General features: G+C 70.6%; 21 protein-coding genes. 9 read left to right on the forward strand and 12 right to left on the reverse strand.

Going from position 1 to position 20486, the window contains the following annotated elements; translation table 11 throughout:
• Together E6A26_RS16345 and E6A26_RS16350 are read right to left on the reverse strand one after the other, a co-directional pair.
• Positions 1-1599, reverse strand: a 1599-nt coding sequence (locus tag E6A26_RS16345) for a DEAD/DEAH box helicase (protein ID WP_136612272.1), incomplete at its 3' end; no start/stop codon positions are given.
• Between the two features lie 173 nt (positions 1600-1772).
• Positions 1773-2819: an Lrp/AsnC family transcriptional regulator gene (locus E6A26_RS16350; RefSeq protein WP_136612273.1), complete on the reverse strand. Its 1047-nt coding sequence runs from the start codon at positions 2817-2819 to the stop codon at positions 1773-1775.
• Between the two features lie 97 nt (positions 2820-2916).
• Between E6A26_RS16350 and E6A26_RS16355 the strand changes: the two genes are divergently transcribed.
• The 3 genes from E6A26_RS16355 to trmB all read left to right on the forward strand — a co-directional run bounded on the left by E6A26_RS16355 (position 2917) and on the right by trmB (position 6523).
• Positions 2917-4185 (forward strand): M20 metallopeptidase family protein, encoded by a 1269-nt coding sequence (locus E6A26_RS16355; protein ID WP_136612274.1) that lies wholly within the window; start codon positions 2917-2919, stop codon positions 4183-4185.
• Between the two features lie 54 nt (positions 4186-4239).
• On the forward strand, positions 4240-5562 hold the full coding sequence (locus E6A26_RS16360; protein WP_136612275.1) for an MFS transporter: 1323 nt from the start codon (positions 4240-4242) through the stop codon (positions 5560-5562).
• Positions 5563-5650: 88 nt separating this feature from the next.
• Positions 5651-6523 (forward strand): tRNA (guanosine(46)-N7)-methyltransferase TrmB, encoded by an 873-nt coding sequence (gene trmB / locus E6A26_RS16365; protein ID WP_136612276.1) that lies wholly within the window; start codon positions 5651-5653, stop codon positions 6521-6523.
• A gap of 64 nt (positions 6524-6587) precedes the next feature.
• Here the strand turns inward: trmB and E6A26_RS16370 are convergent, their stop codons facing one another.
• Positions 6588-7460: a LysR family transcriptional regulator gene (locus E6A26_RS16370; RefSeq protein WP_136612277.1), complete on the reverse strand. Its 873-nt coding sequence runs from the start codon at positions 7458-7460 to the stop codon at positions 6588-6590.
• A gap of 69 nt (positions 7461-7529) precedes the next feature.
• On the opposite strand from E6A26_RS16370, the gene E6A26_RS16375 reads away from it, so the two are divergent.
• Positions 7530-8564 carry a DMT family transporter gene (locus tag E6A26_RS16375; protein WP_136612278.1) on the forward strand — a complete coding sequence of 345 codons (1035 nt, stop codon included), beginning with the start codon at positions 7530-7532 and terminating at the stop codon, positions 8562-8564.
• A gap of 46 nt (positions 8565-8610) precedes the next feature.
• Here E6A26_RS16375 and E6A26_RS16380 read toward each other — a convergent pair whose 3' ends face one another.
• A complete protein-coding gene (locus E6A26_RS16380) occupies positions 8611-9315 on the reverse strand; it encodes an anti-sigma factor family protein (protein WP_136612279.1) in 705 nt (234 codons plus the stop codon).
• Positions 9312-9818, reverse strand: a complete 507-nt coding sequence (locus E6A26_RS16385) for a sigma-70 family RNA polymerase sigma factor (RefSeq protein ID WP_136612319.1) — start codon at positions 9816-9818, stop codon at positions 9312-9314. The genes E6A26_RS16380 and E6A26_RS16385 overlap by 4 nt, the downstream gene beginning before the upstream one ends.
• Before the next feature lie 156 nt (positions 9819-9974).
• Between E6A26_RS16385 and E6A26_RS16390 the strand changes: the two genes are divergently transcribed.
• The 3 genes from E6A26_RS16390 (at position 9975) to E6A26_RS17680 (ending at position 11468) form a co-directional block, all read left to right on the forward strand.
• Complete coding sequence (locus E6A26_RS16390; RefSeq protein WP_136612280.1) at positions 9975-10559, forward strand: COG4315 family predicted lipoprotein; 585 nt, start codon at positions 9975-9977, stop codon at positions 10557-10559.
• A gap of 39 nt (positions 10560-10598) precedes the next feature.
• Complete coding sequence (locus E6A26_RS16395) at positions 10599-11174, forward strand: DUF5655 domain-containing protein (RefSeq protein ID WP_234865603.1); 576 nt, start codon at positions 10599-10601, stop codon at positions 11172-11174.
• A 120-nt stretch (positions 11175-11294) separates the two neighbouring features.
• On the forward strand, positions 11295-11468 hold the full coding sequence (locus tag E6A26_RS17680) for a hypothetical protein (protein ID WP_168928769.1): 174 nt from the start codon (positions 11295-11297) through the stop codon (positions 11466-11468).
• Positions 11469-11522: 54 nt separating this feature from the next.
• Here the strand turns inward: E6A26_RS17680 and E6A26_RS16400 are convergent, their stop codons facing one another.
• The 7 genes from E6A26_RS16400 to E6A26_RS16430 form a co-directional block, all read right to left on the reverse strand.
• The gene (locus E6A26_RS16400; protein ID WP_136612281.1) at positions 11523-12266 is read right to left on the reverse strand and encodes a DMP19 family protein; all 744 of its coding nucleotides are present in this window, start codon (positions 12264-12266) and stop codon (positions 11523-11525) included.
• Positions 12267-12383: 117 nt separating this feature from the next.
• Positions 12384-12830 carry a heat shock protein transcriptional repressor HspR gene (locus E6A26_RS16405; RefSeq protein WP_136612282.1) on the reverse strand — a complete coding sequence of 149 codons (447 nt, stop codon included), beginning with the start codon at positions 12828-12830 and terminating at the stop codon, positions 12384-12386.
• Between the two features lie 3 nt (positions 12831-12833).
• A complete protein-coding gene (locus E6A26_RS16410) occupies positions 12834-13811 on the reverse strand; it encodes a DnaJ C-terminal domain-containing protein (protein ID WP_136612283.1) in 978 nt (325 codons plus the stop codon).
• Between the two features lie 234 nt (positions 13812-14045).
• A complete protein-coding gene (locus E6A26_RS16415; RefSeq protein ID WP_136612284.1) occupies positions 14046-14744 on the reverse strand; it encodes a nucleotide exchange factor GrpE in 699 nt (232 codons plus the stop codon).
• Positions 14745-14747: 3 nt separating this feature from the next.
• Positions 14748-16622 carry a molecular chaperone DnaK gene (dnaK, locus tag E6A26_RS16420; RefSeq protein ID WP_136612285.1) on the reverse strand — a complete coding sequence of 625 codons (1875 nt, stop codon included), beginning with the start codon at positions 16620-16622 and terminating at the stop codon, positions 14748-14750.
• 194 nt (positions 16623-16816) lie between these two features.
• A complete protein-coding gene (locus E6A26_RS16425; RefSeq protein WP_407695392.1) occupies positions 16817-18259 on the reverse strand; it encodes an MFS transporter in 1443 nt (480 codons plus the stop codon).
• A 141-nt stretch (positions 18260-18400) separates the two neighbouring features.
• A complete protein-coding gene (locus E6A26_RS16430) occupies positions 18401-18868 on the reverse strand; it encodes a hypothetical protein (RefSeq protein ID WP_136612286.1) in 468 nt (155 codons plus the stop codon).
• 126 nt (positions 18869-18994) lie between these two features.
• On the opposite strand from E6A26_RS16430, the gene E6A26_RS16435 reads away from it, so the two are divergent.
• Together E6A26_RS16435 and E6A26_RS16440 are read left to right on the forward strand one after the other, a co-directional pair.
• Positions 18995-19816 carry a methyltransferase domain-containing protein gene (locus E6A26_RS16435; RefSeq protein WP_136612287.1) on the forward strand — a complete coding sequence of 274 codons (822 nt, stop codon included), beginning with the start codon at positions 18995-18997 and terminating at the stop codon, positions 19814-19816.
• A 44-nt stretch (positions 19817-19860) separates the two neighbouring features.
• Positions 19861-20481 carry a LysE family transporter gene (locus E6A26_RS16440; protein ID WP_136612288.1) on the forward strand — a complete coding sequence of 207 codons (621 nt, stop codon included), beginning with the start codon at positions 19861-19863 and terminating at the stop codon, positions 20479-20481.
• Positions 20482-20486: the final 5 nt, after the last annotated feature.

Below are 20486 nucleotides of genomic sequence, written 5' to 3' on the forward strand. Positions count from 1 at the left end.
GTCCGCGCCCCGACGCGCCGCACCGCCGCGCGATCCGGAGTCCGCCCCGGCGCCGCGGCCGCCGGCGAAGCTCCCGCCGGACGTGCCGCCAGTCGACGTGCTCCACACGGCACCGCTGCCCGCGCGCGGCGTGGACCGGCGCGCCTCGCCGCCGCGCGACTCGCCCTTCTGCCCGCCACCGCGGGGCGCGGAAGAGCGCTCACCGTTGCGAGGCGCGGAAGAACGCTCACCGTTGCGGGCCTTGGCGCCACGCTCGCCTCCGCGACCGTCCCCACGGCCCGCCGACGGCGCCCCAGCGGTGCCGGAGCCGCCCCGGCCGCGGCGGGCCCGCTTGCGCTGCGCGTTGGCACCGGTCGAGGTGCCGCCGCCCTGGCGCGGGAGCTTCGCGGCGACAGCGGCGGCGCGCTCGTCCGGGTCGACGAGCTCCGCGCGCTCGCCCACGAGGGCCGCGACGGCGGGCGACGACGACGTGACGGTCTGGAATTCGACCTTGACTCCCGCGTGGCGCAGGAGCTGGCGCACCTCCTGCTGCTCCTCGGGGAGCGCGAGCGTCACGACAGTGCCTTCCGAACCGGCGCGCGCGGTGCGGCCTGAGCGGTGCAGGTAGGACTTGTGCTCGGCGGGCGGGTCGACGTGGACCACGAGCTCGACGTCGTCGACGTGGACGCCGCGGGCCGCAACGTCCGTGGCGACGAGCACGCGAACGGCCCCGGACGAGAAGTCGGCGAGGTTGCGGTCGCGCGCGTTCTGCGAGAGGTTGCCGTGAAGGTCGACGGCGGGGATGCCCGCCTGGGTGAGCTGCTTCGCGAGGCGCTTCGCGTGGTGCTTGGTGCGCATGAACAGCACGCGACGGCCCGTGCCCGAGGCGAGGGCGTGCACAAGGTTCTTCTTCGCGGCAGCGTCCGAGGCCACGAGGACGTGGTGCTCCATGGTCGTGACGGCGGCCCGCGCCTCGTCGACCGAGTGCGTGAGGGGCGAGTGGAGGTAGCGGTCCACAATCTTGTCCACACCGTTGTCGAGCGTTGCGGAGAAGAGGAGGCGCTGGGCGTTCTTCGGCGTCGTGTCGAGGAGGCGGCGCACCACCGGGAGGAAGCCGAGGTCGGCCATGTGGTCCGCCTCGTCGAGCACGGTGACCTTGACGTGGCTGAGGTCCACGAGGCGCTGCCGCATGAGGTCCTCGAGGCGGCCCGGGCACGCGATGACGATGTCGACGCCCGCGTTGAGCGCGCGCTCCTGGCGCTGCTGGGGGACGCCGCCGTAGATGACGGTCGTGGTGAGGCCGGCGGCGCGCGCGAGCGGCTCGACCGTCGCGTTGATCTGGGTGGCGAGCTCGCGGGTCGGGGCGAGCACGAGGCCCAGCGGGCGGCGCGGCACGCGGGAGTTCCCAGCGCCCGCCGCGTCGAGGCGCGCAACGAGCGGGATCGCGAACGCAAGGGTCTTGCCCGAGCCCGTGCGGCCGCGGCCGAGCACGTCGCGGCCGGCGAGCGTGTCCGGGAGCGTGGCGGACTGGATGGGGAACGGGGCCTCGATGCCCTGAAGCGCGAGGGCGCGATCAAGGACGGCGGGCACGCCAAGGGAAACAAACGTGGGGGCAGGCATAAGCTCGGCAACTCCAGCATCGGACTGTCCCGGGGGCCGGGTTCGGCCAGCGGGTTCGCCGAGGAAAGGGAGCCAGCCCGCAAGTCTCCCCGGCCAAAAGGCAGCGGGGCGGGCCTGTCAACGCGTTCATCGACGCCGGGCCTCACGGCGCGCACGCCTGAAGCCCAATTCACCTAGTCTAGCAGGGCGGGCGAGTTGACCACGTCCCCCGTCGCGGCACCGTCCGGCCCGAGCATGAAGCCCACGCGCTTGACCGCGCGCAGCATGACCGTGCTCTGGACGAGCTCGATGCCGGGAACGCGGTCCTGGATGGTGACCTCCGCGGTCATGACGTCCGCGACCGTGCGCAGCCACATCATGATCGTGAAGTTGGTCTGCCCCGTGGTCGAGGCCACGAGGCGCACGTTGCGGAGGCCGCTGATCGCAGCCGCGGCCTGCGCATGCTGGCCCGGCGGGACCTTGGCGAGCCACTTGCACGCGACTGGGTATCCGGCGGGACCCTGCGCTACCTCGCACCGGAACGAGAGCAGCCCGCTGCCGAGCACCTTCGCGAGCTGACGGTGCACGGTCGCAGGGCTGCGGCCCAGCTCGCGGGCCATCTCGGCGGCGGCCGCGCGCCCGTTCCGCACGAGCAGCGGCAGGAGGTCGAAGCACGCCGCGGGGAGGGCCCCCGTGTACGGCTCCACGCGCCCGAGCTCCGCGAAGGCGGCGACCTGGGCGCGGTCAAGCGCGGCGAGGCGCCACGAGTGGCCACCCGAGTGCAGTCGCGTGCACAGCTCGCTCTGGATCCGATTGACGCCGGGCGCCCCGGCGATCTGCGGGAGGACGCGCTCCGCGCAGTCCACGAGCGAGCGCGCGAAGACGGTGAGCGAGAGGTCGGGATGGCTCGTCGCGACGTCGATCGTCTGGGCCTCGGGGATCGCGGCAAGCACCGCCACCGCCTCATCGCGCCGGCCGGGGTCGCATTCGACGTCGACGAACGCGACGACCATCTCCGCAGGGTCCCCGCGGAGATGGGCGGTGATCCACGCGAGGCCCGCGGCGCGCAGCCGCTCCCATCGGCGCGCGAGCGTCGCCGGATGCGCGCCGAGGATCTCGGAGGCCTCGAGCCACGGAACGCGCGGCGCGATCTGAAGCGCATGCAAGAGCGCGAGGTCTTCCTCGGAGAGCTCGACGACGGGGGCGCCAAATGAAACTAAACGCTGTGCTGGCAGCGGCATGTGAATGATTATTGCATCTCAGCCTGAGGAAGAGCCCGGTGCGTGCACACTCGATTCCGACGTAATCGATGTGGCGTAGGCCACAGGAGGAGAGACGGTGGAACTGATCGACGAGGCCCGCGGACTGCAGGAGACGCTCACCGAGTGGCGGCATGCCCTCCATCAGGAGCCGGAGATCGGCCTCGACCTCCCGCGGACCCAGGAGAAGGTCCTCGAGGCGCTCGACGGCCTCGGGCTCGAGATCAGCACCGGGACGGACACGACATCGGTCACCGCGGTGCTCCGCGGCACGGCGGGGCTCGGCAAGACCAGCGACGGCGGGGCGGCGAACGACGGCGGGGCGGCCGATGACGGCCAGCGGCCGGTCGTGCTCCTGCGCGCCGACATGGACGCGCTTCCCGTGCAGGAGCGCACGGGTGCGTCCTTCAGCTCCCGCGTCGACGGCGCGATGCACGCGTGCGGCCATGATCTCCACACCTCGATGCTCTTGGGCGGCGCGACGCTCCTGGCCGACAACCGCCATCGGCTCGCCGGCGACGTCGTCCTCATGTTCCAGCCCGGGGAGGAAGGGTACGACGGAGCGAGCGTCATGGTCCGCGAAGGCGTGCTCGACGCCGCCGGCCGCCGCGCCGACGCCGCGTTCGGCCTCCACGTCTTCTCCTCGATGGCGCCGCACGGGCAGTTCGTGACGCGCCCCGGAGTCATGATGAGCGCCTCGGACGGGCTCTTCGTGACCGTGCGCGGCGCGGGCGGCCACGGCTCGGCGCCGCACGCCGCGAAGGATCCCGTGACGGTCGCAGCCGAGATGGTCCTCGCGCTCCAGACCATGGTCACGCGCCAGTTCGACATGTTCGACCCCACCGTGGTGACGGTCGGTCGCCTCGCGGCCGGAACGAAGCGCAACGTCATCCCCGACACGGCCGAGTTCGACGCGACGATCCGCACGTTCTCCGAGGCGAACCGCGACCGGATGCAGGCCGCGATCCCGCGCCTTCTCGAGGGGATCGCGCACGCGCACGGCCTCGAGGTGGACGTCCGGTACGCCGCCGAGTACCCACTCACGATCACGGACCAGGCCGAGACCGAGTTCGCCGAGTCCGCGATCTCGGAACTGTTCGATCCCGTCGGAGCGCGCCACGCGCGGCTCCCCCAGCCGCTCAGCGGCTCGGAGGACTTCTCCCGCGTGCTCGCGCGGGTGCCGGGCAGCTTCATTGGGCTGAGCGCCGTGCCGGCGGGCGTCGACCACGCGACGAGCGCGTTCAACCACTCGCCGTTCGCGACGTTCGACGACGCCGTCCTCGCCGACGGCGCGGCCCTCTACGCCCAGCTCGCACTCGCGAAGACGGCGGAGCTCGCGGCCCGCTGAGCGGGCGGAGACCCCAACGCCACGGCAGACCCCACAACACACGGAGACCGCACCATGAGCGCCAACACCGACAGCACGCGCACGGCAGGCCCCGCCGTCGTCGTCCCCTCAGCGCGCCGCACCCTCGTCAGCACCGGGATCGGCAACGCCGCCGAGTGGTACGACTGGGCCATCTACGCGACGTTCGCCCCGTTCTTCTCGAAGGAGCTCTTCAACCCGGCCGACGCAACCTCGGCGATCCTCTCGACGCTCGCGATCTTCGCGGTCGGCTTCGTGGCCCGCCCGTTCGGCGGCTTCGTGTTCGGGTGGATCGGCGACAAGCTCGGCCGCAAGACGTCGATGACGCTCGCCGTGGGCCTCGCCTCGGTCGGCAGCCTGCTCATCGGCATCGCGCCGACTTTCGGCGCGGTCGGGGCCTTCGCCTCGCTCGTGCTGCTCGTGGCCCGGCTCATCCAGGGCCTCGCCCACGGCGGCGAGCTCCCGTCCTCGCAGACGTACCTCTCCGAGATGGCGCCGCGGGAGCGGCGCGGCTTCTGGTCCACGCTCATCTACTTCTCGGGCACGCTCGGGATCGTCGCGGGCACGCTCATGGGCGCCGTCCTCACGGGCGTCCTGAGCAAGGCCCAGATGGCCGCGTTCGGCTGGCGCATCCCGTTCATCGTGGGCGCGGTGATCGGCCTCTACGGCCTCGTCATGCGGGCCCGCATGCCCGAGACCGAGGCCTTCGAGGGGATCAAGGAAGAGGCCGAGGCACCCGGCGAGCGGCGTGCACCTTCGCTGTGGAAGTCGATCGTCGAGCACCGCAAGCAGGCGTTCCAGGTCATCGGCATGACGGTCGGCCTCACGGTCATCTACTACCTGTGGGCCGTCGTGGCCCCGACGTACGCGGCGACGAGCCTCAAGATCGATGCGGGCCAGGCCCTCTGGGCCGGCATCGCGGCGAACGTCGTGTTCCTCGCGGCGCTGCCGTTCTGGGGCAAGCTCAGCGACCGGATCGGGCGCAAGCCCGTGCTCATCATGGGCGCGGCGGGCAGCGCGCTGCTGCATTTCCCCATGACGTGGCTCCTCCGCGACTCGGCCTGGCAGCTCGCCGTCTCGATGTCCGTCATGCTGTTCTTCATCGCAGCCGGCGCGGCGATCGCGCCCGCGGCCTACGCCGAGCTGTTCCCCGCTCACATCCGCACGGTGGGCGTGGGCGTCCCGTACTCGATCTGCGTCGCGGCCTTCGGCGGCACCGCGCCCTACCTCCAGACGCTCTTCACGGACGTGGTCAAGCAGCCGTGGCTGTTCAACGGCTACGCCGTGGCTCTCATCGTGGTCTCGATCCTCGTGGTCCTGGGCCTCCCCGAGACAAAGGGCAAGGACCTCAGCAGCTAGCGGCTGAGGCGGCCTCGCCTCGTCGGCCGGCTGACGCGGGGCCTGCTCCTGACGGGGCAGGCCCCGCGGCTGAGTAGGCTTGAGGGCGATGAGCGAGCACCCCGAATCCCCCACCGAACCGCAGCCGGGCCACGGCAACCCGATCACTCCCGGAAGCCAGGCCTCGTTCGGGACCTACCGCAGCCAGCCGGTGAGCTTCGTACGCCGCGGCACGCGGCTCCAGGGGCGGCGGCAGCAAGCCTGGGAGGAGCACGCGCCGTCGTTCGTCGTCGACATCCCGCGGCACGTCGCGGACACCTCGGTCCACCCGGACTACGTGTTCGACGCGACGGCGGAGTTCGGGCGCGAGGCGCCGCTCGTCGTCGAGATCGGCTCGGGTCTCGGCGAGGCGATCGTCACGGCCGCGGAGGCGAGCCCCGAGCGGGACTTCCTCGCCGTCGAGGTCTACCGCCCGGGGCTCGCCAACACGCTCCTGCGCATCGGCCAACGCGGCCTCACGAACGTACGCGTGGCGCAGGCGAACGCGCCCGAGGTGCTCGGAAGCATGCTCCCGGAGGGCTCGGTGAGCGAGCTGTGGGTGTTCTTCCCGGATCCATGGCACAAGACCAAGCACCACAAGCGGCGCCTCGTGAAGGACTCGTTCGCGGAGCTCGCCGCCCGCGCGCTCGCTCCGGGGGGCGTCTGGCGGCTCGCGACCGACTGGTCCGGCTACGCGCAGCAGATGCGCGACGTCGTCGCCGCGTCGCCGGACTTCCGCAACGCGCACGACGGCGAACGCGCGGGAGCGGCGAGCCCCCTCACGGCGGCGTGGGCCTCCGGAGTCGACTGCGAGCCGACAGGGGAATCGGACGACGGCGGCGGGTGGGCGCCGGGCTTCGAGGGCCGAGTGCTCACGAGCTTCGAGAACAAGGCGCTCAAGGCCGGGCGCGTGATCTTCGACCTCGAGGCCGTGCGACTGTAGCCGGCCTCCCACGAGACCGGAGGGTCCGGTCCGAAACCGGAGGGTAGAACCTGCGGTCTCGGGCCTAGTGTCCGGTCTCGACGCGGGTGGCCCGGACGAGCGCTTCCGTGAGCGGGCTCCAGGCCCGGTTCGTGGGGCCGCTCAGCACGAGCCGCCGGCCGAGTGTGGGCTCGAGCGGAACCATCTTGAGAGTCTTCGGCAGCATGACCTCGCCGAGGCCCGGCATGATCGCGACGCCCACGCCCTCCTGGACCATCATCATGAGGGTCGCGAGCTCACGGACGCGCTGGCGCATCTCGAACGGGAGACCTGCCTTTGCGTGGATCCTCCGCACCTCGTTCTCGCACCCGCCGGTGTTCACGATGAGCCCATCCTCCTGCAGCTCCCCGAGCGGGATCGCCTTCTCCCCCGCGAGCGGGTGGTCTCGGCGGACCATCGCGCAGTATTCGTCCGCGCCCACGAGCACGGAACCGGGAGGGTCGGGATGCGGGTCGACGAGTATCGCGGCATCGACGGTTCCGTTCTCGAGCCACTCCGGGATCTCGTCGTCGTCGCCCTCGAAGAGGCTCACCTCGACCTTGGGGAGGCGCGCCGACCACACGCCGAGCAGACCCGGGACGAGGCCCTGGCACACGGTCGGAACGGCGCCGAGACGGACTCGGCCCTCGGGCACACCCGACCGTGCCCGGACGCTCCCCTCGAGCGCATCGAGGGCGGCGACGGCCGCGCGCGCGTGCGGGAGCAGCTCCCCTGCGAGCGCTGTGGGCGCGTTGGAGCGGTCGCGGTCCAGGAGATTGCCGCCGAGGTCTTCCTCGAGGGCGCGCAGCGTCCGCGACACAGACGATTGGCTCACCCCGAGCGACTGGGCGGCCGCGGTGAACGAGCCGGTCTCGACGACGGCAAGCAGCGTGCGCAGCTGCGGGACGGTCGGTGCCATGCATTCATGGTATGCCCAAGTGCATCGAATGTATTTGATTCATAGCTCGCACGGCGCGACAGTATCGGCATGACGACCCGTCGGCTCGGCCTCACGGCCACCTTCATTGCACTGGCCCTCGTCTGGGGGTCCAGCTTCCTGCTCATCAAGGAATCCCTTCTGGGCTTCACGCCGGGCCAGGTGGCCGTGGGCCGGATCGTGTTCGGCGCCATCACCCTCCGGACCATCATGGTCGTCGCCGACCGCGCGTGGCCGCGCGAGCCGCGCTTCTGGGGCCACATGGCCGTGGTCGGCCTGCTGTTCTGCGTCGTCCCGTTCAGCCTCTTCGCGTGGGCGGGCGAGTCCCTGCCGTCGGGGCTCTCCGCGATTCTGAACTCGTCGACGCCGCTCATGACCGCGCTCTGGACGGCCGCGATCGTCCCGGCCGAGAGGCTCACCCCGCGGCAGGCGATCGGCGTCGCGGTGGGGGGCCTCGGCGTCGTCCTCGTGGTAGGTCCGTGGGGGCACGCGGGCGCCCTCCCGCCCGGCCAGGCCGCCTTCGGGTACGACTTCTTCTCACCGGCCTCTCCGACCCTTGCCGAGCTCGCGTGCCTCGGCGCGACGGCCTGCTACGGACTCGGCTTCGCGTACATGCGGCGCTTCGTCGTGGCTCGGTACGACTACGACAGCCTCACCGTCTCGACCGTGCAGGTCACGCTCGCCGCCGCGGTGGCGCTCGCGCTTTCGCCGATCCTCGCTGCCGGCCCCCTGCCTGCGCCCACCCTCGTACCCGTCGCGCTCGTGGCCCTCGCGGTGCTCGGCGTGTTCGGCACCGGTGTCGCATACCTCTGGAACACCGCGATCGTGCGGGCGTGGGGCGCCGTCGCGGCCTCGACGGTGACGTACGTGGCACCGCTCGTCGGGGTGGCGCTCGGGACGCTCGTGCTCGGCGAGACCCTCACCTGGAACCAGCCGCTCGGCTGCCTCGTGGTGATCGCGGGGATCATCGCAATCCACCGGGGCAGCCGGACCGCGGCACGGCCATCCGCGGCGCCAGCTCCGGCGGGGACGGCGTCGAGGGCCGCCGGAACCGCGCCCGAGCGGCCTCTTCGCGTGCGTGTGTAGCCGCGGCCCACTGACGTCCCGGCGAGCCCGTCCCCGCGAGCACTGCTCAGCTGAGCTGGACGCTCGTGATCGTCTTCTGGGCCGCGTCCCGGATCTCGATGGTCCGGATTGACGCGAGCTGATACGACGTCGAGCCCGTCAGCACCGCGCGCCCCTGGTACCCGCTGGAACTCCAGCTCGCCGCCTTCTCCTGCGCCCCGTCCACGGTCACCACCCACACGCTGAAGATGCCGCTGTCCGGCATGCCGCGGCACACGAGGTCGAGCTCGGTGCCCCAACCCTTCCGGACGAGCGCGAGGTCCACCTGCGCGCCGTCGGCGGAGTTCAGGGAGTAGGTCGCCGCCGGCGACGGCCGCGAGGTCGGCACCTCGCTCGGCGTCCCGTCCCGATCCGGCGTCGGCACGAGGATCGGCCCGAGCGCGAGCCCTCCCGCGAGGGACGCGGCGGCGGCACCCGCCACCGCGGCGGCCCACCGAAGCCGCAGCGCACGACGGCGCGCGCTCACCTTCGCGAGCAGCCTCCCCGGCGCGGGTTCTGCCGTGACGGCGGGCGGTACCTCCACGAGGTCCTCGGCGCGAGACGCGGGCACGACGTCGAGCATCGCCGGAAGCAGCTCGAGCTGCTCGATCTGGGCGCGGCATTCGGCGCACGAGGCAAGGTGGTCTTCGAGCGCCCGTGCCTCCTCGGGGGCGAGGCCGCCCAAGAGGTAGGCACCGATCGAGAGGCGCAGTTCCCTGTGGTCGAGGTTCATCGCTCCACCCCCAGCTCGTCGAGCGCGGCGCGCAGCGCCTTGAGCGCGTAGAAGCAGCGCGACTTGATGGTCCCGGCCGGGACGCCGAGCTCGGCGGCGGCCTCCGCAACGCTGAGCCGCCGGTAGTGCACCGCGACGAGTGCCTGCCGGTGCTCGTGCGTGAGCCGCATGAGTGCCTCCTCCATGACGACGCGGTCCAAGAGTTCGTCGATTCGCTCGGCGTCGACCGCGGCGTCGAAGCCCTCCGTGCCGGCGAACGTGACGGTGCGCGGCCTGCGCGCCCGCTGCCGGTGCTGGTCCACGATGAGATTCCGGACGGTCCGGTAGAGGTACGCGCGGAGCCCCACCGGGGCGTCGGGCGCATGCCGCCAGACCCTGATGATCGCCTCCTGCACGATGTCCTCGGCCTGCTCGTCGCTGCCCACGGCGCTTCGCGCGAAGCGCCGCAGCGCCGCGCCGTGGTCGCGATAGATGGCCGCGACCGCGTCCTCGTCCATGGGCATGGTGCCTCCGGCTGACTCAATCACCCTTCTTCGCCATCAAGACGTCACCGGCGCCATAACGGTTCAGGGACATTCTCCCGCCGGATGAACCGGGAGGCACCCGGCGGCGTCTCATGGTCAGCGGCGAACGGCCGCCTAGCATCGGAAGGCGGAATCATGCACCAACGAGCAGCACTCGTCTTGGCCGCGCTCTCCGCGGCGTCTGCCCTGGCCCTCGCCGGGTGTGGAAACAACGCTGGGAGCGGCTCATCGTCGTCGTCCGCGGCGCCGTCGAACTCAGCGCCCTCGAGCTCAGCGTCGACGAGCTCGGCGCCGCCCAGCACGGCGTCCTCGAGCCCATCGTCCGCCGAGCTCTCGCTCATGACGTCCTCGGTGGGCGGCCAGACGATCATCGTCGACAACAAGGGCAACACGGTCTACGTCTACACGCGGGACAACCCGGGCGCCACGACGAGCGCGTGCACGGGCGGCTGCGCGACGCTCTGGCCCGCGGTCACGAGCGACATGACGCCGACGCTCAAGGGCATCACCGGGAAGCTCGGCACGATCACGACCGCCAGCGGGAAGACGCAGGTGACCATCAACGGCATGCCCATCTACTACTACTCGAAGGACACCGCGCCCGGACAGACGAACGGCCAGGGCACCGCTGGCGTGTGGTACGTCGTGGGAGCCGACGGCAACATGATCCAGACGCCGCTCACGGGTTCGTCGGGCTCGCCGAACACGTCGGGCTACTGAGCAGCGGCGCCGGGGCCAGGCCCGCGTACGATCGCCCCTATGGGTGAAGCGCCACGGACCTGGCGGGAAATGGTCGACTGGATGCAGGGGCTGCTCCTGCGCAAGACCGGACATGATGTTTACTGGTGGGCGGAGCTCGCAAGGCGGCAGGGCTTCGCGGACAACGCCGCGCTCGCGGCGTGGCTGCGCGACGAGCACGGCGTCACCGGCTACTCGGAGTCCGCCGTCTCGTGGGAGGTCTTCGGCTACCCGGACTTCATGCTCCGCGGCGCCGACGAGCTCTTCGACGGCCAGTACGCCGACCGTGGGCATCTCAGGCCCCTCGCCGAGGCGATCCTCGTGTGGGCGGAAACGGCCGACGGCGTCACGATCCAGCTGCGCAAGACGTACGTCTCGCTCCAATCGCCTCGACGGAAGTTCGCCCAGGTCACGGCCGGGACCAAGTCGGCCGTGGACGTCACGCTCCGCTGGGAGGGCCCGCCCGCGGAGCGGCTCGAACCCGTCGCGGTCCGGGGCGACGACCCCTTCACGTGGCGCGTCCGCCTGCGCAGCACTGAGGATGTGGACGACGAATTCTTCGCGCTCCTCGCCGCGGCCCTCGACCAGAACCGCTGAGCCTCAGGACCGCTGGGCGCCAAACGCTGGGATTCAGTGCTGCAGGGAGGGTTGGCGGGCTCTGGCCCGGGTAACTCCCCAGAGGTAGATTCTGGATTGTCCCCGAGGCGAGGAGGAGTCATGTCAGGCTTCCGCAGCTACACGGAAGAGGAGAAGCACAGCTACGTCGCTCCGAGCTGCGAGCTCTGCGGCCAGCATCGGCACATCGTCTGGCGCGAGGATGGCGGTCAGTGGATTCCGCGCGACCAGGGCTGCTCGAACGAGGCGTGCCCGCAGTTCCGGGCCGCCGTCTGATTCTCGGCTGATTCAAGGTGCTGGCGCCCTAGGGGCGCCAGCACCTTGTAGAGGCTATTTCGCCGCGCCCTCGGCTTCGTGGGCGTGCACCTCGTGCGTGTGTGCCTCGTGCGTGTGCGCCTCGTGTGGATCGTGGGCGTCGCCGTCCTCGAGTTCCACGGAGTCCTCGTCGTAGGCTGCGTCCTCATCGTCGTCGTCGTACGCGTCGTCGAAGCCGTCGTCGAGTAGCTCCGCCTCGGCGCGGCGCTCCTCGAGGTCCGGGATGAGACCCACGCGGCGGGCGATCTCCTGCTCGATCGCGTCGTCGTCCAGCGCGAGGAGGCCCTCCTGGCCCCGAAGCCACGCCGCGTTGAGCGCCACGAGGTCCTCGTCGTCGAGCGTTTCCTCGAAGCGCTCGTCGAGCGTCTCGAGCGCCTTGACCGCCTCGGACGGCTCGTCGTCCCCCTCGAGGTAGGCCTCGGCGTCCTCGTCGGTCAGGGCATCGAACGCAGCGGAAGTCTCGTCGAAGAGGCCAAGGTGCTTGACCGCGCCCATCTCGCGGAGGCCGTCGCGCACCAGGTCGTCGATCTCCTCGCGCTCGCCGGCGCTCACCACATACTGGGCAAACCCGCCGTCGAGCGCTTCCGTGAGATAGAAGTCCACGTAGTAGCTGCGCAGCGCGTTGGTAGCGATCTCCTCCTCGCCGAGGAGCTCGGAATACATCGCGTTGACCACATCGATATTCGCGTCGACGACCTCTCCATCCGAGCCCTCAAGGGCCTCGGCGGGCAGGACGACCGGGTGCTGGTTGGTGCTCATGACGCTCCTCGCTCGGGTGGCCGGCTACGGTTTCGACCGTACGCGGGCGCCCCTCCCCGACCTGCAAGGCTCAGGTGAACGTTGGGCGAACCTTGAGCGGACGCGCGGCACCCCGGCTCAGTAGAGCCCGGGGGCCTGATTGGCACGCGGCCGCCACACGACGACGGCCTGCGAACGCGGCTCTGGCCGCTGCCCGCGCGCGAGCGTTACGACGTCGCCGCCCATCCCTGCCGCGAACACCCGGAGTGGGTCTGCGGCACCGCGGCGCCGGGCCTCGGAGACTTCCTGCTCGAGCTCCATGACGCGCGAGCGGAGTGCCGCAACCTGATTCTCGAGCTCGAGGATCCGTCGGATCCCCTCGAGCGAGACGCCGTCCTTCGAGAGCCGCTGGACTTCCCGCAGGAGCTCGACGTCGTGCTGCGAGTAGCGCCGCTGGCGGCCCGACTGCCGCGAGGGCGAGACGAGTCCCAGCCGGTCGTACTGGCGGAGGGTCTGGGGGTGCATCTCGGCCAATTCCGCAGCAACGGAGATCACGAAGATCGGAGCGTACGGATCGATGGCCATGGCCTAGAGCCTCGCTTTGGCCGCGAGCCCGGCCCGCGGGTTGGACTCGGAGTTCTTGCTCGTGGCAGCCGCGAAGGCGCGCACGGCGTCCTCGGCTTCCTTCGAGAGATTCTGCGGGACCACGACGTCGATCGTCACGAGGAGGTCGCCCTGGCCTCTCGAGGACTTGACGCCCTGGCCTTTGACGCGCAGCGTGCGGCCCGAGTTCGAGCCGGCGGGGACCTTCATCCGCACCGAACGCCCGTCAAGCGTGGGAACCTCGATCTGCGCCCCGAGGGCCGCCTCGTCGAAGCTCACGGGGACGTGGATGCGGATGTTGTCGTCGTCCCGCGTGAAGAACTCGTGGGGCGTCACATGGACCGTCACGATGAGGTCTCCGGGGCCGGCCGAACCGGGGCCGCCCTTGCCGCGGACGCGGACCTTCTGGCCATCGCGGATCCCCGCCGGAATCCGCACGTCGATGACGTCGCCGTTCTGCTCGCGCAGGCCCACGGTCGTCCCCCGGATCGAGCCCGCGAAGGAGATCGTGGTGGAGGCCTCGCGATCGGCGCCCTTCTGCGGCGGGGCCTGGAAGCCGCCGCCCGAGCTGAAGCCGCCGAAGAGGTCAGCGAACTCGGGCGGGAGGTTGCTCGAGCCGAAGCCCCGCGAATGCCGGCCCGCTCCCCCGCCGAACAGGCCGCCGAAGAGGTCCTCGAAGCCGGCAGTGCCGGCACCCGCGCCGGGGCCGCCCGCCGAGAAGCGCGCGCCGCCCATCGCACGGATGGCGTCGTACTGCTGCCGCTGCTCGGCGTCGCTCAGGACCGAATTCGCCTCGGTGATGTCCTTGAACTTCTTCTCGGCCTCGGCGTCTCCCGGGTTCTGGTCCGGGTGGTACTTCCGGGCGAGCTTCCTGTAGGCCTTCTTGATGTCGGCGTCGGAGGCGTCCTTGGACACGCCGAGAATGGAGTAGAAGTCCTTCTCCACCCAGTCCTGACTAGCCACTAAGGCCTCCTTTTCGTCCCTGCATCATTCTTATCGTTTCGGGTACAGATAATCTCCTGATTCTTCGTTTCGGGTACGCGAACCGCCAGGCTTGCGTACCCGAAACGCCTCCGAAGGGGATTATCTGTACCCGAAACGGAGGGGACGACGGCGGGTGGGCGGACGACGGCGGGTGGGCGCCCGCCGTCGTCCGTGGCGCCGTCGTCCGAGGCGCCGTCGTCCGTGGCGGTGCGACTACGGGACGGCGACGATGACCTGCGCCGCGCGCAGCACCCGCGCCTGGGTCCGGTAGCCGGAGCGCAGCACCTGGAGCACCGTGTCCACCTCGATGCCCTCGCCGGGCTGCTGGATGAGGGCCTCGTGGATGTTCGGGTCGAACTCCACGCCGGTTGCATCGATGCGCTCGAGGCCGTGGCTCGTGAGGATCCCCTCGAGCTTGGCCGCGATCGACGCGAACGGACCGTCGGCGAGGTCGCCGTGGGCGCGCGCGGCGTCGATGTCGTCGAGCACCGGGAGCAGCGAGGACAGGACGCCCATGACGGCGACCTCCCCCGCGACCGCACGGTCGCGGTCCACGCGCTTCCGGTAGTTGACGTACTCGGCCTGGAGCCGCTGGAGGTCCAGGCGAAGCTCGGCGGCCTCGTTCTGGACGTCCTCCGCCTCGCTCAGGATCCGCTCGGCCTGCGAGAGGACGTCCTCGGCGTCGTGCGCCTCGTCCACCGGGCGGAGCTCCTCGTGCTCGGGGTGCTCCGCGCCGGCCTCGCCAGCGCCCTGATCCGCGGCACCGGCCTCGGGCGTGTGCCCCGCCGATTCCGGGTTGGGCTTCCGCACGTTGCCGGTGCTGGGATCAACCTTGCGGTTGTCCCGGACCACGGGCTTGCGCGGCTCGCCCCGGACCTCGTGCTCTTCCTCGTTGCCGTGGTGGGGTGCCATCGCTTACTTCTTCTTCTCGTCTTCGTCGATGATCTCGGCGTCGACAATGTCCTCGTCCTTCGCACCGGCCGAGGCACCGCTCGCGCCGCCGGCGCCCGTGTGGGAGCCGTCGGAAGCCGCCGCGCCCTGCGAGCCCGCGTAGATGGCCTCGCCGAGCTTCGACTGCGACTGCTGGAGCTTCTCGAACGCCGTCTTCACGGCCTCCTCATCGGTGCCCTCGAGTGCCTTCTTGAGGGCGTCGACGTCGGCCTGCACCTCGGTCTTGACCTCCTCCGGCAGCTTGTCGGAGTTGTCGGCGATGAGCTTGTCGACCGAGTAGGCCAGCTGCTCGGCGGTGTTGCGCGTGTCCGCGGCCTCGCGGCGCTTCTTGTCCTCGGCCGCGTGGGCCTCGGCGTCGGCGACCATGCGCTCGATGTCATCCTTGGACAGCGCGGTGCCGCCCGTGATGGTCATCGACTGCTCCTTGCCCGTGCCCTTGTCCTTCGCGGACACGTGCACGATGCCGTTCGCGTCGAGGTCGAACGTGACCTCGATCTGCGGGATGCCGCGCGGGGCCGGGGCGATGCCGGTCAGCTCGAACGTGCCGAGCGGCTTGTTGTCGCGCGTGAACTCGCGCTCGCCCTGGAACACCTGGATCGAGACGGACGGCTGGTTGTCGTCCGCGGTCGTGAACGTCTCGGAACGCTTGGTCGGGATGGCCGTGTTGCGCTCGATGAGCTTCGTCATGACGCCGCCCTTGGTCTCGATGCCGAGCGACAGCGGGGTCACGTCGATGAGCAGGACGTCCTTGCGCTCGCCCTTGAGGACGCCCGCCTGGAGGGCAGCGCCGACGGCGACGACCTCGTCCGGGTTCACGCCCTTGTTCGGCTCCTTGCCGCCCGTCAGCTCCTTCACGAGGTCGGAGACGGCGGGCATGCGGGTCGAGCCGCCCACGAGCACCACGTGGTCGATGTCCGCGACCTTGATGCCGGCCTCGGCGATGACGTCGTGGAACGGCTTCTTGGTGCGATCCAGGAGGTCCTTCGTGAGGTCCTGGAGCTTCGCGCGGGACAGCGATTCGTCGAGGTGGACGGGGCCATCAGGCGTCACCGAGAGGTACTGCAGCGAGATGTTGGTGTTCGTCGAGGACGAAAGCTCCTTCTTGGCCTGCTCCGCGGCCTCGCGCAGACGTTGGAGGGCGATCCGGTCCTTCGAGAGGTCGATGCCCTTGACCTTGAGCTGGCCGAGCAGGTACTCGACGATGCGCTGGTCCCAGTCGTCGCCGCCGAGGCGGTTGTCGCCGGCGGTCGCGCGGACCTGGATGGTGGAGAAGCCGTCCTCGTCCTTGCCGACCTCGAGGAGGGACACGTCGAACGTGCCGCCGCCGAGGTCGAAGACGAGGATGAGCTCGTCTTCCTTGCCCTTGTCGAGGCCGTAGGCGAGCGCGGCCGCGGTGGGCTCGTTGATGATGCGGAGCACGTTGAGGCCCGCGATCTCGCCGGCCTCCTTCGTGGCCTGGCGCTCGGCGTCGTTGAAGTAGGCCGGCACGGTGACAACCGCGTCGGTGACCTTCTCGCCCAGGTACGACTCGGCGTCGTTCTTGAGCTTCATGAGGATGCGCGCCGAGATTTCCTGCGGCGTGTACTTCTTGCCATCGATGTCGATCGTCCAGTCCGTGCCCATGTGGCGCTTGACCGAGGCGATGGTGCGCTCGATGTTGTTGACGGCCTGGCGCTTCGCGATCTCGCCCACCAGAACCTCGCCGGTCTTGGAGAACGCGACGACGGACGGCGTGGTGCGGCCACCCTCGGCGTTCGCGATAACCGTCGGCTCCCCGCCCTCGAGGACGGAAACGACGGAGTTGGTGGTTCCCAGGTCGATGCCGACTGCACGGGACATAGTTCCTCCTGCTGTTTGGGTAGTGCCGTGAGAGGCCCACCTGCCCGTCGGGCTGCGGAGCCCATCCGGTCAAGTTGAGCGATCTGCACTCAACTCTACGCAGCGATCTCCCCGTGTCAAATCGACTTGAGTCGAGTACGCTCAAGTTCGGCTTCGAGGGGTCACCCAAGCAACGGACGACGGCGCGCGGCGGCTCAGCGCCGCCCGCTCACCTCCGTGCCCGCGTGCCGCGGAAGCAGGAGACTGTCCGCGACGCTCACGAGCATGAGGCCCGCGATGGCAAAGAACGCGACGCGGTAGGCCGACGCGTGGTCGGCACCGGTCGGGGCGAACGCGATCCCGGTGCGGACCAGGAGCGCCCCGACGGCCACCCCGAGCGCGGCCGCGAGCTGCACGAGCGTGTTCGCGATCGCGTTCGCGCTCGGCAGCTGCGTCGCGGAGACGTCGGCGTACTGGACGTTCATGTAGGCGGAGAAGCCGATCGAGCGGAAGGCCCCGGAGACGAGCAGGAGCGCGGCGATGAGCAGGTCGGGCACCGACGGCGTGAGGAGCGCGCACCCCGCGAACGTGGCCGCGGAGACGGCCGCCGCGACCACGAGCACCGGCTTGAAGCCGAAGCGGCGGATAAGGGGAGACGTGGCCGGCTTGATCCCGATGTTGCCCACGAACACGGCCGCGACGAGGAGGCCCGAGCGCACGGGGTCCCAGCCGAAGCCGTCCTGGAACATGAGCGGGAGGAGGAACGGGACGGCCATGATCGTGAGCCGGTAGACGAAGCCGCCGGTCTGCGTCGCCCGGAACGTGCGGACGCGGAGCACGCGGAAGTCGAAGAGCGGCCGGCGGGCATGGCGCATCCACCACACCGCCGCGACGAGGGCCACGGCACCCCCGGCGAGCGCCGCCGTCGACCATCCGGCCGTGCGCCCCTCGCTCAGGAGCTCGAGGCCCACGATGACCGCCGCGACGCCCGCCGTCGTCAGCGCGAGGCCGGGCCAGTCGAGGCGACGCCCGTGGTCCCCGCCCACGCTCGGCACCAGCCGGAGCGCGGCGACGAACGCGGCAAGCCCGAGCGGCAGGTTGACGAGGAAGATCCAGTGCCACGAGAGGTACTGCGTGAGCGCGCCGCCCACGAGCGGCGCGAGGACGGGCGCGAGGAGGCCGGGCCACACGAGGTAGGCGGTCGCCTTGAGGAGCTGATCCTTCGGGGTGCCGCGCAGCACCACGAGCGATCCGACCGGAACCATCATCGCGCCGCCGAAGCCCTGGAGCGCGCGGAACGCCGTGAGCACGCCAAGGTTCGGGCTCAGCGCGCACAGCAGGGACGCGAGCGTGAAGACCGCGATCGCCGAGCAGAACACGCGCCGCGGGCCGAAGCGCTCCGCGAGCCACGAGCTGAACGGGATCCCCATGGCGACCGCCACGAGGTACGCGGTCATCGCCACGTTGACGTCCGCGGGGACCACGTGGAAGTCGTTGCCGATCGCGGGGAGCGCCGTCGAGAGCGCCGTGCCGTCCAGGAACTCCATGAAGTACGTCGCGGCGACGAGCAGCGCAAGCCGCGGGCTCCACGGCGCGGCGGTGCTTTCGGCGGCAGGAGCGGACGACGGCGAGGGCTCGGGTGGCGGGGGCGGGGTCACCAACTCAGACTATCCGCGCGCTCCCACCCGGCGTCAGGGCGTCCGCCTGCCGAACACGGACTTGACGGACGGAAAGGGACTTGAGGGACTGAGCCGGACCCGACGGACGGTTGGGGACGTAACGTAGGGAGCCGGTCGGCCTCAGTACGAGGGGAAGATCGTCGCCGCCTGCGCGAAGGCCTGCGCGCCCGTCACGGTCGAGAGCACAATCATGCCCACGATGAAGAGTGCCGAGACGACGGCCCATCCGGCCGTGAACCAGCCGAGGATCTTGAGGTCCGCCTTCGAGACGGGCGCGACATCGTCGCGGACGTCCTGCAGCTGGCGGGAGAGCCGCTCGAGCGGGGTCGGGGCGGCGGGCGCAAACCGGGCGTTCGACGCATAGTCGACCGTCCCGTCGCGGAGCACGGCGACCATGCGACCGTTGCGGCGATCGTGCTCCAGGAGGTGGATGTGCGCGCCGTGGCGAGCCAAGAGGATGTCTTCGCCGAGATGCATCGTGCGCCGGCCGAAGAGACGGCTGCGGGTGTGGCTCTGATCCAGGAGGGACATGATGAGGTGCTCCTTTCGCTGCCCAGGGGCCTCGTTGCCCGCCATGGAATCGGTCATTTGTCGTAACAAGCCTAGGGCGGTATTGTTGGGCGTTTTGCCGAGATACCGGTTTTCGTAGCCAAGCTCACACGGGCGTGTCGCGCCTATCACCAAGTGAGAGCGGGCCGCGCGTAACGTTGTTCCATGGACGGCCAGCAGAGCACCCCCGACGACGTGTACACCCATGGCCACCACGAGAGCGTCGTGCGTGCCCACGCCGCTCGGACCGCCCAGAATTCGGCGGCGTTCGTCCTCCCCCACCTGACGCCCGGCTCCCGCGTGCTCGACGTCGGGTGCGGGCCGGGGAGCATCACGTGCGACTTCGCGGCGCTCACGGCGCCGGGTCAGGTAGTGGGCCTGGACCGCTCGGAGGATGTGGTGGCGCAGGCTCGCGCCCTTGCCGAGGAACGCGGCGTGGAGAACGTGCGGTTCGTGATGGGGAATGTGTACGACCTCGACGTCGAGGACGAATCGTTCGACGTGGTCCACGCCCACCAAGTCCTCCAGCACCTCACCGACCCCGTCGCGGCGGTCCGCGAGATGCGACGCGTCGCGAAGCCGGGCGGGATCGTCGCCGTGCGCGACGCGGACTTCCACGGCATGAGCTGGTACCCCGAGATCCCCGAGCTCGACGAGTGGATGGACCTGTACCAGCGGATCGCGCGGCAGAACGGGGCCGAACCCGACGCCGGCCGGCGGCTCGTGAGCTGGATGCAGGAAGCGGGATTCACCGACGTGGCACCGTCGAGCAGCAACTGGCTCTACGCGACGCCCCAGCAGCGCGCGTGGCAGGCGCGCGTGTGGAACGAGCGGGTGCTGCATTCGGCCTTCGCCGAGCAGGCGGTCGCCTACGGGTTCGCCGACCGCGAGGACCTCGAGCGCGTCGCTTCCGGGTGGCACCGCTGGGGCTCGTCCGCAGACGGGTGGTTCCTCATCCCGAACGGCGAGGTCATCGGGCGGGCCTGAGGCGACCGACGGACCTGCGCCGCTCGCGGCCTTAATCTGAAGGGGTGCCTCTTTCCCTCTGGGCTGCCCTGCTCGGCGCGTGCCTCCTCATCAGCCTCACCCCCGGCGCTGGCGCCATCAACACGATGAGCAACTCGCTCAACGCGGGCTTCCGCCGCGCCATCTGGGGCGTGCTCGGGCAGCAGGCGGCCCTCGTGATCCACCTCGCGATCGTCGCGGCCGGGCTCGGCGTCCTCGTCTCGAGCTCCCCCGTCGCGTTCAACGTCATCCGCTACCTCGGCGCCGCGTACCTCATGTACCTCGGGGTGCGGCAGTTCCTGCGGAAGCCGGACGTCTCGGACGAGGCGGCCGCGGCGCTGGTCAACGAGCCCGCGCGGTCGATGTTCCAGCGCGGCTTGTGGGTCAACCTGCTCAACCCGAAGGCGATCGTCTTCTTCCTCGCGTTCATTCCGGGCTTCGTCCGGCCGGAGATTCCCCTGTGGAGCCAGTACGTCGTGATCGGTGCGACGATCGTGGGCGTCGACGTCGCGGTCATGTGGTTCTTCTTTGCGCTCGCAGCGAAGAGCTTCCAGCGCTTCACGCGGGACGAGGGCGGCCAGCGCGTGCTCAACCGCGTGTTCGGGGCGCTGTTCGTCGGGGTCGGCACGCTCCTCGCCGTCATCTAGCGGTC

Origin of the sequence: Sinomonas albida (assembly GCF_004919045.1) — a bacterium.
Classification (GTDB): domain Bacteria; phylum Actinomycetota; class Actinomycetes; order Actinomycetales; family Micrococcaceae; genus Sinomonas; species Sinomonas albida.